This window comes from Stenotrophomonas geniculata, from assembly GCF_034508895.1.
Classification (GTDB): domain Bacteria; phylum Pseudomonadota; class Gammaproteobacteria; order Xanthomonadales; family Xanthomonadaceae; genus Stenotrophomonas; species Stenotrophomonas geniculata.
In genome coordinates, this window is record NZ_CP140571.1 from 3,326,366 (window position 1) to 3,337,989 (window position 11,624).

An 11,624-nucleotide genomic window follows, 5' to 3' on the forward strand; every position below is an offset into this window, starting at 1 on the left:
AGGGGTTTTGAGATGTGGGGGCGGTGACATGCCCCCAGATATGCCCCCGCATCATGCTGCCTTCGGCAGGCCGCGCTCATCCACGTTGCGGGCCTCCATTTTGGACAAAATCCATGCGTTGATTTCGTCCTCCGACCAGGCCGAACAGTTGCCGCCGAGGTCGATTTGCGCAGGAAACTCGCCGCGGCGGATACGGTCGTAGATGGTGTTCTTGGCCAGCCCGGTCCTTGCGCTGACCTCCTTCAGGCGGAGCAGGTTGGGGACGCGGGGCAGGGCGATGGGGTCGTTCATGCTTTCTCCTTCGGCGCGCCGGCGGCGGCCAGATTGGTGCCGCGGCGGCGGCGTTTCGATACGGGGGCCATGATCCGCTCGGCTTCGGCCCGGTCCCCTCGGGAGAGTTCGATCAGGGCCAGGCCCCGCGCCTCCCACGCGCGCACGGCGGCCTTGCTGACCTTGCCGAGGTCGACCCCTGATAGGCTGGCCAGCACGTGGCCCACCTCGCGGAAGTCGGGCACGTCGGTGCCCTGCAGCAGGTCGGTGGTCATGCCGCTTCATCCATGTGCGGCTCCAGGCCCTCGAACAGGTCCGGCATCGACATCTCCCGCTCGGCGGCCTGCAGGTACTTCACACCGTCCAAGAAGTAGCCGGTGGACAGCTCGGCAGCCCGGCCGCGCCGGCGCAGCTTCAGGGCGCGGTACGGTACGGTGAACAGGCCGCCGAAAGGGTCGAACACAAGTTCGCCCGGGTTGCTGTAACGCTCGATCAGGCGGTCCACGATGTCGAACTGCAGAGGACAGATGTGGTTCTCCAAGCCCTTCTTGGTCTGGTCGCCGTTGAGCGTCAGCATGCGGTTCACGTCGTGCCACACGTCCGGGTGGTGGCTGCCGGGAGCCAGCGACATGAAGTCGGAGGGCAGCGCGCCGCGTGCTTCCAGCTGCTCGCCGATGCGCACGTGGGCCTCGTAGTCGTAGACATCGGCCAGGCTGTGCTGGGTAAAGATCTTGGCCAGCTTGCCTGGGCCCAGCTTGGCCAGCTCCTCGGCGGTCATCAGGCGGTTGCCGCTGGAGCGCCAGAACGCATGCGCGTCGACCTGCCAGCGCGCCCTGGTGTAGGCGGCCTTCTCCTTTCGCACCGGCTCGTCGGCATAGCCCTTCGACCGGTTGGTCTGCGGCTTCCGCAGCAGCACGATGTACTCCGGGGAGCCGGCGCCCATCTTCGTGCCGTCCTTGCATTGCTCCGACCAGCCCAGGCGATAGGTCTGGTTGTTCTCGCGCACCACGTCCGTGACGACGGTGATCAGGCCCATGTAGTCGAAGCCGTGCTGGCGGTAGTGGAAGATCGTCTCGGCATGGAAGGGGCTCACGGTCGGGGCGCCCGCGCCGGTGACCGAGCCGAACTGGATCCGGTCCTTCACGTGGATGGCGGCGATCCGGCCCGGCTTCAGCACGCGCAGCAGCTCCGGCGCCAGGTGGTCCATCTGGGCCCAGAAGTGCGCGTTGTCGTCGGTGTGCCCGAAGTCGTTGTAGCTGGGGCTGTACTCGTAGTGGTTGGCGAAGGGGATCGAGGTCACGATCAGGTCGACGCTGTCCTCGGCCATGCCGCGCGCTTCCAGCACGCAGTCGTTGTTGGCCACCGTCCAGCCTTCGCCGCTGGCCTCGATCCGCTCCACGCCGATCGAGCGTTGCAGCACCTGCGCCATGGCGGCCTTGCTCAGGCCGTATTCCCGGATGATCTCGCTCATCTTCTCCACCATCTGTTCGTGCCGCTTCCACTTCTCCATGAGGCTGGCCAGCACCTCGCGCTCGCTTTCAGCGTGGACGATCCACACCTCGACGCCGTGCTGCTGCTGGTACCGCTGGATACGGTGGATCGACTGGATGAAATCGTTGAATTTGAAGCCGATGCCGGCGTACACGGCCAGGTGGCAGTGCCGCTGGAAGTTGCAGCCGCTGCCGGCGATGACCGGCTTTGCCGACAGGATCCGGGTCTCGCCGTCGCTGAAGGCCACCACCGCCGCCTCGCGCTCATCCAGATCCTGGTCGCCGTAGATGCTGACCGCCTCCGGTACCGCTGCAGCGATGGCGTGGCGCTCGGCTTCGAGGTCGTGCCAGATCAGCCAGTGGTCGTCCGGCCGGGCGCCGACGATCTCCTGCACCGCAGCCACGCGCGCGGGCAGCGTGTCGCGCTTCTCGCGCGCGGCATCGATCACCCCCAGCGCGGCATCGCGGAACATCTTGGCCTGGCCGTCCCGTTCAGTACCGGCGCTGCCGTGGTCGACCGGAACCTCATGGAAGTGCACCTGCAGGGCGGGCAGGTCATACCCCTCATCGCTGTAGCCCAGGTCTGACGGCCGCTGCAGGAACAGGGCCCAGCTCGCCACCCACAGCCAGAACTCGCGCTCCTTGTGGGGGTACAGGGTCAGGTTGTTCGCCTTGGTGCTGTCGCGCTTGAACCAGCGGGTCAGGGCCTGGCCGGTGTCCATGACTCCCAGGAAGCCGGCGTAATGGATCAGCTCCTTATAGCGGTTCGGGCTCGGCGTCGCGGTGGCGACGAACCGGTACCGGACGTCATCGAACAGGGTCAAAAACTGCTGGTAGGTCTTCGACCCGAAGCTGCGCAGCACCGACGCCTCATCGAGGCTGGCCGCGGAGAACAGGTTGGGATCCAGCTTCCCGTCGCGCACGGATTCGTAGTTGGTCAGGTGCACGCCGTCGAACTCGGGGTCGACCTCGCCGCTGGAGCGCACGAACCGGGTCTCCATGCCCAGCATCGCCGCATCGCGGCGGAACTCCTGCCGGACACCCAGCGGGATGACGATACCGACCGCGCCGCCCTGGTGCTGGCGGGCCAGCCTACAGATCTCCAGCTGCTGCAAGCTCTTGCCCAGGCCGAAGCGCTGGAACAGTGCGCGCCGGCCGCCCTGGCACGCCCACACCACGCTGTCGCGCTGGTGGGGCTTCAGGATCGGGGATACGTCCTCCGGCTGCACATCGAAGCCCAGCGAAGGAGCGACACGCACCTTGCGCTCGAGGAAGTCGCGGTAGGGGTCAGCCATTGCCCACCGCCTTGCTGTCGATCAGGGCCAGCAGTCGGTCGCACTCGGCGATCACCTGCTCATTGAGCGCAGATCCATGGCTATGGTGCTGTCGGGAAAGCTCGACGGCCCAGCGGAACTGCCCCAGGTCCACGGCCTGCGCGGGCGGGGCGGCGTCATCGAGCAGGGCGCGCCGAAGTTGGTGGAAGGCGGATTCACTATGCTCGTTCGACCGGTCGATGAACCCGAGCGCCCGAAAAGCCGCCTCGCGCAGCGGCGTGGAATAGGCGAGCATCCTCAGCTCCTGCCCCACCGGCTGGCGGGCGGCGAGGGCGGACAGCCCCCGCATGATCGTTCGGCAGTTGCTGGCAGCCTCGCGCAGGTAGCCCCCAAAGTCCTCGCCCGCGTAGGCGTAGGGACCGGTCTGGTAGCCCAGCGAAACCGTGCTGAGGATGCTGGATACGAGCTTTCTCAGCTGCTCAATCTCGGGAGCATCCTCCAGGACAGCCGGGGAGGGCGATACCGGATTTCCGACATTGGCCAGCACCGGTGCACCATCGCCACGCAGCTCCCGCAGCCGGTTGGCCACGTCCATCTTGCTCATGCCCGGCTGCCCGAACAGGGCATCGGCGATCTGTGAGTCCAGGCGCTCGCTGGCGCCTGCTGCCATCGTGGTGTTCATGCGTGCGTCTCCAGAAGGAAGTTGGGGTCGATCTGCCAGCCGGCCTCGCGGGCACCGAGCAGGCGCAGCTCGTTGGTGTCGAACTCGTCCAAGCCCAGCAGCTTCGCGGCCAGCTCGATGTGGTTTGGGGAGATGGGCCGGTCGCGGTAGAACAGGTCGTAGACGTTGTGCTTCGAGCAGCCCCAGGCGTCGGCCAGGTCCTGCATGCGCTTGCCTTCCTCGACCAGGTGCCGCTTCAGGTGCGCGCGCACGCTGTCGACCGAGCGGGGAATGCGGATGGGCCGGCCACCGGCGGCCATGCCGTTGTTGGCGTGCTGGCGACGGGTGCTCATGCGGCGTCCCTCATCAGGCCGAGGGCCAGCGCCTTCGCGGTGCGGTTCGGGACCGCGTTGCCGATCTGCTTAGTGATCTCGGTGGCGTTGCCGGCGAAGTCGTAGACCTCGCCCTCGTCATCGAACGACGTGGCCCGGGCCAGCTCGCGCCAGTGCAGCATCCGGTAGTTGATGTCGATGCGGACCTCATCGGCCACGTCTGCTGCAGCTGCAGCCAGGCCCAGTTCGCCCCGGTTGGCACCGGTGATGGTCGGCAGCGGCTCATCGACGCCGCGCACGCGCTCGCCGCCGTGGTGGGTGACCGGCATGGTGAACGGCTCGGCCAGAGCCAGGGATTCGGAGCAGGTGATGGTGGGCATGGGCTCGCTGGCCGGCCGCATGTCGCCAGTACGGCCGGTGCCAACGTTCCCGCGCATCACCACCGGCTCGGCCAAGCCGAAGCGGGCCTTGGTGGTCACTGACGGCACCGGCTCAGCTACGGATTGCGCGGTGGCCGTGGCGCCGTAGTACTGGGCCACCAGCGGCACAGCCAGCGCCTGGTCGCCGCCCTTGGCGGTGGTCACCGTGCGAATCGGCTCAGCGGCGGAGCGCGGCACCCCGGCGCTACTGGTGTTCGACGTAGGCACGATGATCGGCTCCACCAGCTGCGGACGTGCGCAGCCGGGGCGGTCGGCACCTGCGCCGCCAGTGGTGATGGTCGGCAGGGGCTGGTCGAGGTCGCGCGCGGCACCGCCGCTGCTGGTGGCCAGCACCAGTCCAATGTGGCTGCCGCCAGCGGTGAGCGTGGGCAGCGGCTCGTCGGCGGACTTCGCCGTGGCCTGCAGGTGCTGCTCGCTGGTGCCACGCAGGTGGACCAGCATCGGATCCGCGCTGACCAGGCCCAAGGCCACGGCCTCTGCGCGGGTGAAAACCAGCTTCGGGGCATGGCCATCGAGCAGGGCCTGCACGGCATCAATGTAGGGCCGGGGCCAGCTGTACTTCACCGCGCCGGCAAGGATCCGGCGCAGGGTGTTCGGCTTCAGCGGCTTGGTGCGGGTGAAGATGCTCTTGCCGGTCATGGTCCAGTCGATGACCTCGCGTGCACCGCGCCAGCGCGGCCGGCTGCCCAGCAGGTCGGTACCGCCCACGCGATCGTGCGTGAACTCCGGCCAGGACAGCCGCTTGCCGTCGCTGCGGCCGATCAGGAAGAAGCGGCGGCGGGTGGTCGGGTCGCCGAAGTCGGCGCAGCAGACGACCTTCCAGTCCACCTTGAAGCCCACGGCCTCCAAGGCGGCAACCCACGCGCGGAAGTACTCGCCGCGGCGCGACTTGATCGGCCGGCCGGTGACCAGGCTGCACGGGCCCCAGTCCATGAACTCCGGCACGTTCTCCACCAGCACGCGGGCGACGCGCAGCTCGGTGCACCAGCGCACGACGTGCCACGGGTCCATGCGCTGCTGGTCGTGCACCGGCCGGCCGCCGCGCGCGCGGCTGTGGAAGACGCAGGACGGGGCAGCCGTGAGCAGGTCCAGGCGACCCTCTGGGACGATGGTCAGCGGCAGAGCCGATTCCAGGTCCGCGCAGTGGATGCGGTCGGCGTGCTCCTTGTGGTTTCGGCGGTTCGTCTCGATGGCGACCGGCCAGTGGTTCACGCCGATCATCTGCACCGGCAGGCCCAGCTGGCGCATGGCGCGGGCCGTGCCGTTGGACAGGCCGCCGGCGCCGCAGAACAGGTCGGCCACCAGCATCGGGCGGGTCTTGCGTGCAACGCGGATCTCTGGGGCGCGGGAGCCGTCAGCCATGGTGTTCTCCGTTCAGTTCGGCGCGCAGCTGCTCAACGCGCGTGCGCCAGTAGTCGATGGTTTCGTCGCTGCTGCTGCGCAGCGTTTCGTGGTGCCCGAGGGCAGAGGCGGCGGTGACCAGGTCGGTGACCAGCCCGGGCCGGGTGGTGCTGGTGCTGCCGCCGGCGCGCAGCTCGGCCACCTCGGCCTGCAGCTGCTCGATGCGCTCGTTGGCCTGGGTCAGCCACTGGCGATAGGCGTCCTTCGTCGGCTGCCGCATGCGGGCCGGTACGCCCGGATCCTTCGGCGCCGGCACCAGCACCAGGCCGCTCACCCCCGGGCCTCGCGGCGGGCTTCGGCCAGGATCTCGCGCAGGTCGTCCTGCACCTTGCGGTCCTCGCCCTGGACGACGGCGGCGGCCAGAGCGCGCTCCAGCGCGTAGACCCGGTCGTTCGGATGGATGTAGGTCATGGCAGAATCGGCTCCAACATGGACAGGGGGAAATGGCGATGGCGATATGCCCGCTCGCGGTGGATTGGGGGAACGTGGCGGACTGGGCTGCCGTTCTGGTGGGGTTGGGGGCGGCTACAGGAACGATCCTCGTAGCGGTGTCGGCAAACCGAACTTCCAAACGAGCTACCGAGATTGCAGAGGACGCCAAGGACATCGCCCAGCAACAGCAGAGAGAGGCTGTGAGGCTGCGTGAAGAGACGGCGCGAGTTCTTGGGAGGTTGCTTCTCAGTGAAGTGGCCTCCCTCCCAGGTCGTTTGGAGATGATCCTTCGGATGCTCAATCAGGCTATGGATACGTCCGGCCCCGTGACTATCCGAAACCTTCCGGTGTTCAAATCGGCCTTGAGCGAAGCTCAGGAAAATCTGATGCCTTCCTCCGAGCGGTCCCAAGAGCGAATCCATAACCTGCCGGACGTGCTCGGCGCGGATCTCGCTACGATGATCGGCGCGTGCCAGTCGCTGAATGCCGTTGCTGGTCGCGTGGAAGCTCGGAGTGGCGCCCAGTTCGCCAGCCCGGCACAGGGCGGCGCCAGGTTCACCTACAAGGGCGACAGAAAGGACCTGTCCAGAATTCGGGCGCACACTGCGGAGCTCCTGCTGATGTCGATCACCCTTGCAGGGGATTTCCGCCGGTTCGTCGGGGTTGAGCAACAGAGCTACCAAGAGGCATTCGACAGCGCCCGCTCTGTGCTCTCTGAAAAGGCTGATGACTGAAATCACGCAGCCACCCCCATCGCCAGCAGGTCGATGTCGTCCACCTTGTCGCGCAGATAGCGGCGCGCGCGGCGCAGGTGGGCAGCGATCACCGCGCGGTCCTCATGCGCGAAGAAGGTCAGCACGTGCATGTGCAGTGCACGGCGGTGGTCGCGGCGGTACAGGCGCCAGGTGACGGCGCTGCCGTCCGTGGTCGGGAACCGGCCCCAGGCGAAGCCCAAGGTTTCCTTGGGCGCGCGGCGGGCGATGTGGCGGCTCATGCTGCCTCCTTCATCTGCATCGCCATCGGCAGCAGGAAGGTGATCTCGTAGAAGCCGTGCGACATCGGGCCAACCAAAAACCCGCCATCAGGGTGCGGATCCCATTCGAAGCCGCCGCCGCAGCAGATGACGGAGTGATCGGTCCCTCTGGGACTTTGGCCGGCCAGCAGGTAGAAGGCCTTCGGATTCCGGTTTTGCATGAAGCCCAGCACGCCTTCGAGGGAGCTGCCATCGAAGTAGAGGTCGACGGCGAACAGGCCGTGCTGTGCCAAGAACTCGGCCTGGCCAGCCTCCCAGCTGTAGCCCGGCACGGTATGGCCGAGCTGGACGAAATGGGGAACCTGCCACGGCTCCAGATCGAGCAGGCAGCCGATGGCAGTACGGTGGCAGTCGCCGTAGATGTCGTTGTGCGGCTCATGCCGGAACAGCTGGTGGCGGCGGATCATGCGCTGACCGCCTTCTTCCCAGCGCGGCGGCCGTGGGCACCCTCGACCACCTGCCGGCGGCTGATCGTGCTCTTGTCGATGCCGGTGGTGCCGAGAACCTGGACCTGCCCGCCAGCGGCGGCGAAGCGCGCCATGTCGCTGGCCAGCTTCTGCCGGGCCTGGTCCTTCTCGCGGTCGGTCGCGCCACTGAAGACGGGCTTCACGTGGATGCTGGTCATGCTGCTGCTCCTTCGTAGACCCAGCGGCGCACGGTCCCGAACGGGACACCCAGCGCGGCGCTGATCTGGTTGACGGTGTTGCCGCTGGCCCGGAGCTGCCGGGCGCGGCGTTTGGTGGTGACCGGCCAGTACCGGCCGTGAGGCTGGCGCGGTACCGGCATCCCTTGGCAGCGGGCCATGTCCTGGACCGCGCGGGGCGAGCGCCCGAGGGCAGCCGCGACGGTCATCGCGTCGCGGCCCTCCATCTGGCGCAGAACCCGCAGTTCGCTGGTGCGCCAGAGTTCCATCAGGCGGCCAGCGGGTAGCTGTTGGCCGCGTCCTGCAGGCCGTCGATCATGGCCCGGCACATGGCCGGGAACTGCGCCTGGTCGTACAGCTTCGCGGCGCCGGTTGCGTTGATCGGCTTGAAGCCCAGCATGGCCAGCCCGTCGGCGCTGATCGAGAGCGGGGCGATGCGCGCGTTGATATCGCCCAGCTTGATCTTGACCACCTCGCGCGGTGCAGCGGCCGGTGCCGGTGTGCTGACCACTGCCGTCGGCGCAGTGCGCACCGGTGCCGCGGCTGCCACCGGCCCGGTCTGCTGCTCGGTTGCTGCCGGCTGTGCCGCCTGAGCTGCTTGGGCGGCCTGCTCAGCTGCAGCGGCTGCGGCGTCGTCGGCTGCCTTCTTCTGCGCGCGAGCCTCTTCCTCCTTGCGGATCTTCTCGCGCTCGTCGTCCAGACGTTGCTGCTCGGCCTTCTTGTGCTGGGTGATGCGCACGTCCATCAGGTTCCGCAGGTCTTCCGGCGACTTCGTGGAGCACAGCTGCACGGCGTCCGGGAACAGGGCCGCATAGCTGCCCATTTCCAGGTCCATGACCCGGATGTTCGCCCGGATGCGGTCGGCCGCCTGGCTGGCGGTGATCTTGGCGTTGTTGGCGACCGTATCGACGGCGTCCTGCATGCTGGAGAAGGAGCGCTTGCCCTTGATCGCAGCTTGGAGATCGGCGATCAGCGTCGCGGGCATCGGGACAGCGTGCGCGCCCAGCGTCTCGTTGATAGCGTGGATGTGGTCGATCACCGCGCGGCGGGCGGTGTTGCCGATTTCCGTGCGGCGCTCTTCCTTCCGCTTCGCAACCAGCTTGTCCAGCTCCAGGCGGATCTTGCGCGTCTCGGCGGCCACGTCATCCATCGTGCGGAACACCGCGTCGATATCTGCTGTCTGGCCCAGCACCTGCTGCTTCGTTGCCTCGATCCGTTCCTCGACGCCCTTGCACCAGGTGACCGTCTTCTCGGCATTGGCGAAGTCCTCATCGGACTGCAGCTCCCGGTTGATCGAGCCCAGCACGGCCAGCGCGTTCTCCTTGAACTCTGCAAGGTTGGAGGCAGTGACCATGCCCGTGACCTGGATGCTGAGCGCCGGCAGCGTCTCCGGCGCGCGGCCGACCGGCGTAGGCTCGCTGGCCGGGCCGGGCTCGAAAGCTGCCACGTCGGCTTCCAACTGGGCCCAGCCTGCGACGATGCGCGCGCGCAGCTCCGGATTCGGCGTGTACCAGCAGTGCCGCTCTTCCACCAGCTGCCAGCCGCCCGAGGCCTGCCGCCACTCGGACGCCATGAAGAACACACGCTCGCATGCGGAGACCATCGCCTGGTGCTCCATCTGGATCTGGTACATCAGCGGCAGGTCGGTGCCGGTGCAGCCGTCGAACATGGCATCGCGCAGCGTCTGGTTCAGGCGCTTGTGCTCCCAGGCGATGTCCTCGAGGAGCGTCAGGCCGTCGAAGCTGGCCGAGTACTTCCCGGAGACGCCGGTGACCGGGTACAGCTCCTGGCCAATCAGCTCCTCGGCAATAGCACGGGCCTGTGCCTCGAACTCATGGCCCGGGTCGATGACGCGCTCCTGGACGAAGTCGCTGAACTCGCGCGGCACGCCTGCGGCCAGCTCGCGGATCAGGTCGGTGCGGGAGTGATTCGTGGAGGCACCGAGCATCGCCGGCGCATCGCTGGCATTGAGGTGCTGCGCGCGGTGCGCATGCCATTCCTGCGTGCCCTGGATGTAGTCGACGGTGATCATTCGGCAACCTCCTCAGCCACGGCCGGGCCGGTCTGCTGCGCACCATCGGGCTTTTCGACCAGGTCGAGGATCTGCTTCTTCTGCGCGTCGTTGAGCGTGCCCTTCGTCTGCGCCATCGTGATGATGGCCTCGGGCGTCTTCTTGCCTGCCTTGATGGCGGCTTCCCACTGCGGCAGCGCTGCGGCGAACGCTTCATCGGTGTAGGCCGCCAGCGTCTTCTTCTGGGCGGCGGGCGCACCTTCGATGGCAAAGGCATCTTCCGGCGTGGTGTCGCCTTCCTTGATGGCGGTGACGATGCCGCGCAGCAGGACCAGGTGTTCCAGACCGATGTCTTCGACGCCGGCCACGCCCAGCTTCGCGCAGACCTGCTCGGCGGTGACGCCGAAGCGCTGGAAGTGGGCGAGGGCATCGGCGCGGCGGTTGGCCAGCGTCTTGATGTCACCCATGATCACCTTCCGTGCCTCGACGTACATGTCCTCCCAGAAGGCCTTGGGCACGCCCTTCAGCACAGCATTGCGCAGCGCGATAGAGCAGGCCGCATTCGCGGTCACGCCGATCATGTCGGGCTTGAAGCGACGCCCCTGGCGGTCCACGATCCGGCGCTGCACCTCGTAGGTGATGGCGACGTTCCGCTCCAGGTCGTGGAACACGCCCTGGGCGATGATGAACTCGCCCTTGTCATCGATGACGCGGGCTCCAGCGCGGTTGTTGCCCCAGGCAGAGGCGATCACCTCGGCGAAGCGGGCAGAAGGGCCTTCGATGGTCTTGCCGTCGCGCGGCAGCGCATAGACGCACTGCTCAGCGATGCTCTGGCTGAGGGTGACCATCTGGATGGCTTCGTCGCGGAACTTCTTCAGCGAGCGGGGGAAGCGGCGGGCGGTGCTGATCTGCTGCTCGATTTCCGAGCGGTTGATCATCGCGGCCATGCCCTCCTCGGGGACGAGCTGGCCTTCCTGTACCTGGGCATTCATGGGGCTGTATCTCCTGCCGGGGGCTGCCGGCGTTGTGGGTTGGTGTTGCGATCCATCCGGCTGCAGCCCCGCGCCTGGTCCTCAGATAGCGGCTGGTGCTGCCCGCCAGTGCCTTGCCAGTGCTGCCGCGTCGTCGGTGCCCATCGTGGGGTTGGTCTTCAACCTGATACGGTGGGGCTGCAGTCGGATGGATGCCGGTCTTTCCCGGCTGTCAGCGGCGTTGCATCCGCACCACTCGTTTACCCATGAGCTTTCGCTGGGGCGGGTTACGTCTCCCGCGCGGCCCGCTGCTGCTGCAGCCCCGCCGTCTGGGTTCGGTCAGGCGGCCTGCTGCTGCTCGGCGACCTTGTGGTACGGGTACTTCTCCGGGAACGGCTTGATGTACGCGCCGAAGTGCTTGCCGATGGACTCGGCGTCCTTGAACGCCTGGAACTCCTCGGCGCTGAAGTTGGCGTAGTGGTAGACCGAGCCCGGGCCGCGCGCAGGACCGCTGCCGCGCTTGAAGCAGATGGCGAGGGTGTTGGTGGCGGCGTCGTGGCCGATGCTGTGGATCTGCGAGCTGTCGACGTCGAACAGCTGGATGCGGCCGGTGGCCGGGGTGGTGCTGGTCATGTTGTGCTCCAGGGCGGGTAGAGGGTTGCCCGT

At 67.4% G+C, this 11,624-nt stretch carries 16 protein-coding genes; 1 reads left to right on the forward strand and 15 read right to left on the reverse strand.

The genetic code is table 11. The features are described from left to right. Positions 1–51: 51 nt before the first annotated feature. Genes RI032_RS15245 through RI032_RS15280 form a run of 8 tightly spaced genes read right to left on the reverse strand, consistent with a single transcriptional unit; the run spans position 52 to position 6,279 of the window. On the reverse strand, positions 52–291 hold the full coding sequence (locus tag RI032_RS15245) for a helix-turn-helix transcriptional regulator (RefSeq protein ID WP_164242564.1): 240 nt from the start codon (positions 289–291) through the stop codon (positions 52–54). Next, positions 288–545 (reverse strand): hypothetical protein, encoded by a 258-nt coding sequence (locus RI032_RS15250; RefSeq protein ID WP_322547215.1) that lies wholly within the window; start codon positions 543–545, stop codon positions 288–290. The genes RI032_RS15245 and RI032_RS15250 overlap by 4 nt, the downstream gene beginning before the upstream one ends. After that, positions 542–3,055 (reverse strand): DNA methyltransferase, encoded by a 2,514-nt coding sequence (locus RI032_RS15255; RefSeq protein ID WP_322547216.1) that lies wholly within the window; start codon positions 3,053–3,055, stop codon positions 542–544. Before RI032_RS15255 ends, RI032_RS15250 begins: the two co-directional genes overlap by 4 nt. Next, positions 3,048–3,716: a hypothetical protein gene (locus RI032_RS15260; protein ID WP_322547217.1), complete on the reverse strand. Its 669-nt coding sequence runs from the start codon at positions 3,714–3,716 to the stop codon at positions 3,048–3,050. Before RI032_RS15260 ends, RI032_RS15255 begins: the two co-directional genes overlap by 8 nt. After that, positions 3,713–4,048, reverse strand: coding sequence for a hypothetical protein (locus tag RI032_RS15265; RefSeq protein WP_322547218.1), 336 nt, complete (start codon positions 4,046–4,048; stop codon positions 3,713–3,715). The genes RI032_RS15260 and RI032_RS15265 overlap by 4 nt, the downstream gene beginning before the upstream one ends. Further along, positions 4,045–5,829 carry a DNA cytosine methyltransferase gene (locus RI032_RS15270; protein WP_322547219.1) on the reverse strand — a complete coding sequence of 595 codons (1,785 nt, stop codon included), beginning with the start codon at positions 5,827–5,829 and terminating at the stop codon, positions 4,045–4,047. Before RI032_RS15270 ends, RI032_RS15265 begins: the two co-directional genes overlap by 4 nt. Continuing rightward, positions 5,822–6,142 carry a hypothetical protein gene (locus RI032_RS15275; RefSeq protein ID WP_322547220.1) on the reverse strand — a complete coding sequence of 107 codons (321 nt, stop codon included), beginning with the start codon at positions 6,140–6,142 and terminating at the stop codon, positions 5,822–5,824. The genes RI032_RS15270 and RI032_RS15275 overlap by 8 nt, the downstream gene beginning before the upstream one ends. Then, positions 6,139–6,279: a hypothetical protein gene (locus tag RI032_RS15280; protein ID WP_322547221.1), complete on the reverse strand. Its 141-nt coding sequence runs from the start codon at positions 6,277–6,279 to the stop codon at positions 6,139–6,141. The genes RI032_RS15275 and RI032_RS15280 overlap by 4 nt, the downstream gene beginning before the upstream one ends. 32 nt (positions 6,280–6,311) lie before the next feature. Here RI032_RS15280 and RI032_RS15285 point away from each other — a divergent pair, with 32 nt between their 5' ends. Then, positions 6,312–7,034, forward strand: a complete 723-nt coding sequence (locus tag RI032_RS15285) for a hypothetical protein (protein WP_322547222.1) — start codon at positions 6,312–6,314, stop codon at positions 7,032–7,034. Positions 7,035–7,036: 2 nt separating this feature from the next. On the opposite strand, the gene RI032_RS15290 is transcribed toward RI032_RS15285, so the two are convergent. The 7 genes from RI032_RS15290 to RI032_RS15320 form a co-directional block, all read right to left on the reverse strand. Continuing rightward, complete coding sequence (locus RI032_RS15290) at positions 7,037–7,294, reverse strand: hypothetical protein (protein ID WP_322547223.1); 258 nt, start codon at positions 7,292–7,294, stop codon at positions 7,037–7,039. Further along, the gene (locus RI032_RS15295) at positions 7,291–7,740 is read right to left on the reverse strand and encodes a hypothetical protein (RefSeq protein WP_322547224.1); all 450 of its coding nucleotides are present in this window, start codon (positions 7,738–7,740) and stop codon (positions 7,291–7,293) included. The genes RI032_RS15290 and RI032_RS15295 overlap by 4 nt, the downstream gene beginning before the upstream one ends. Further along, positions 7,737–7,958: a hypothetical protein gene (locus RI032_RS15300; RefSeq protein ID WP_322547225.1), complete on the reverse strand. Its 222-nt coding sequence runs from the start codon at positions 7,956–7,958 to the stop codon at positions 7,737–7,739. The genes RI032_RS15295 and RI032_RS15300 overlap by 4 nt, the downstream gene beginning before the upstream one ends. After that, positions 7,955–8,245 (reverse strand): hypothetical protein, encoded by a 291-nt coding sequence (locus RI032_RS15305; RefSeq protein WP_164242555.1) that lies wholly within the window; start codon positions 8,243–8,245, stop codon positions 7,955–7,957. The genes RI032_RS15300 and RI032_RS15305 overlap by 4 nt, the downstream gene beginning before the upstream one ends. After that, entirely contained in the window at positions 8,245–10,008 is a 1,764-nt protein-coding gene (locus tag RI032_RS15310) for a YqaJ viral recombinase family protein (protein WP_322547226.1), read from the reverse strand. Before RI032_RS15310 ends, RI032_RS15305 begins: the two co-directional genes overlap by 1 nt. Beyond that, the gene (locus tag RI032_RS15315; RefSeq protein ID WP_322547227.1) at positions 10,005–10,979 is read right to left on the reverse strand and encodes a hypothetical protein; all 975 of its coding nucleotides are present in this window, start codon (positions 10,977–10,979) and stop codon (positions 10,005–10,007) included. Before RI032_RS15315 ends, RI032_RS15310 begins: the two co-directional genes overlap by 4 nt. A 318-nt stretch (positions 10,980–11,297) precedes the next feature. Then, positions 11,298–11,591 carry a KTSC domain-containing protein gene (locus RI032_RS15320; protein WP_322547228.1) on the reverse strand — a complete coding sequence of 98 codons (294 nt, stop codon included), beginning with the start codon at positions 11,589–11,591 and terminating at the stop codon, positions 11,298–11,300. Positions 11,592–11,624: the final 33 nt, after the last annotated feature.

Coding starts and splice junctions, on each gene's coding strand:
- RI032_RS15245 (WP_164242564.1), bottom strand. CDS start 291: ATGAACGACCCCATCGCCCTGCCCCGCGTCCCCAACCTGCTCCGCCTG.
- RI032_RS15250 (WP_322547215.1), bottom strand. CDS start 545: ATGACCACCGACCTGCTGCAGGGCACCGACGTGCCCGACTTCCGCGAG.
- RI032_RS15255 (WP_322547216.1), bottom strand. CDS start 3,055: ATGGCTGACCCCTACCGCGACTTCCTCGAGCGCAAGGTGCGTGTCGCT.
- RI032_RS15260 (WP_322547217.1), bottom strand. CDS start 3,716: ATGAACACCACGATGGCAGCAGGCGCCAGCGAGCGCCTGGACTCACAG.
- RI032_RS15265 (WP_322547218.1), bottom strand. CDS start 4,048: ATGAGCACCCGTCGCCAGCACGCCAACAACGGCATGGCCGCCGGTGGC.
- RI032_RS15270 (WP_322547219.1), bottom strand. CDS start 5,829: ATGGCTGACGGCTCCCGCGCCCCAGAGATCCGCGTTGCACGCAAGACC.
- RI032_RS15280 (WP_322547221.1), bottom strand. CDS start 6,279: ATGACCTACATCCATCCGAACGACCGGGTCTACGCGCTGGAGCGCGCT.
- RI032_RS15285 (WP_322547222.1), top strand. CDS start 6,312: ATGGCGATGGCGATATGCCCGCTCGCGGTGGATTGGGGGAACGTGGCG.
- RI032_RS15290 (WP_322547223.1), bottom strand. CDS start 7,294: ATGAGCCGCCACATCGCCCGCCGCGCGCCCAAGGAAACCTTGGGCTTC.
- RI032_RS15295 (WP_322547224.1), bottom strand. CDS start 7,740: ATGATCCGCCGCCACCAGCTGTTCCGGCATGAGCCGCACAACGACATC.
- RI032_RS15300 (WP_322547225.1), bottom strand. CDS start 7,958: ATGACCAGCATCCACGTGAAGCCCGTCTTCAGTGGCGCGACCGACCGC.
- RI032_RS15305 (WP_164242555.1), bottom strand. CDS start 8,245: ATGGAACTCTGGCGCACCAGCGAACTGCGGGTTCTGCGCCAGATGGAG.
- RI032_RS15310 (WP_322547226.1), bottom strand. CDS start 10,008: ATGATCACCGTCGACTACATCCAGGGCACGCAGGAATGGCATGCGCAC.
- RI032_RS15315 (WP_322547227.1), bottom strand. CDS start 10,979: ATGAATGCCCAGGTACAGGAAGGCCAGCTCGTCCCCGAGGAGGGCATG.
- RI032_RS15320 (WP_322547228.1), bottom strand. CDS start 11,591: ATGACCAGCACCACCCCGGCCACCGGCCGCATCCAGCTGTTCGACGTC.